Below are 770 nucleotides of genomic sequence, written 5' to 3' on the forward strand. Positions count from 1 at the left end.
CTACCACCAGCAGGAAGCGCATTGAAGAATTGGATTCCTGATGCTGTATTTAAGTCACCAATTGGTGTTATCGTTGCCTCAAATGAATCACAAGGGTCAGGAGCAGCATTAATGACAATATCTAAACTATCTTCGCTACTACAACCATTGCCATCAATAAAAGAATATGTTACGGTATAAGTCCCAGGTTCTTGATTTGTATCAAAAGTACCATTTGCGAGCGCATCACCTCCCCAATTTCCTCCACTTGGACTAGCTTGAAGGCTCTTAATTCCGTCATTTTCTTCAAATGGTCCAACAGCGACAATCGTTGCTTGTGGTGCTCCTGCACAAGGATCAATACTACCTCCTTGGCACCCTATAATTTGAATCTCAGCCATATGTAATGTTTGATTCGTTCCACTGAGTTGAATTCTTACATATCTGCCAGTATTTGAGAAATTGAAATTTTCTTGTAAACCTGCATTGCCGCTAAAGAATTGGTTTTCAACATTATTGTCGTCAATTAAGTCTTGTAACGATTGGTTTTCATCAAATGGCGTTGCTGAAATGAAGACATAAAAATTATTCAAACGCTGTTGCAGTTTGTCTGTTCTATTGTAGATTATTATTTCTTCTATAGTACTTAAATTCCCTAAATCTACTTGCCACCATGGTTGTGATTCTTCATTGGTATGTTGTAAATCAGCAGACCAAGGTGAAGTGCCATTTGTGTTGTCATCAATGGCATAAGATGCATATCCAAATCCGTAAGTTGAAGATTGCGAAGT

General features: G+C 38.3%; 1 protein-coding gene. It reads right to left on the minus strand.

Translation table 11 applies throughout. The features are described 5' to 3' along the window. A partial coding sequence (locus RM520_RS15185; RefSeq protein WP_311388561.1) for a galactose-binding domain-containing protein occupies positions 1–770 on the minus strand: 770 nt, incomplete at both ends.

It is taken from the genome of Croceitalea vernalis, from assembly GCF_031846405.1.
Taxonomy (GTDB): domain Bacteria; phylum Bacteroidota; class Bacteroidia; order Flavobacteriales; family Flavobacteriaceae; genus Croceitalea; species Croceitalea vernalis.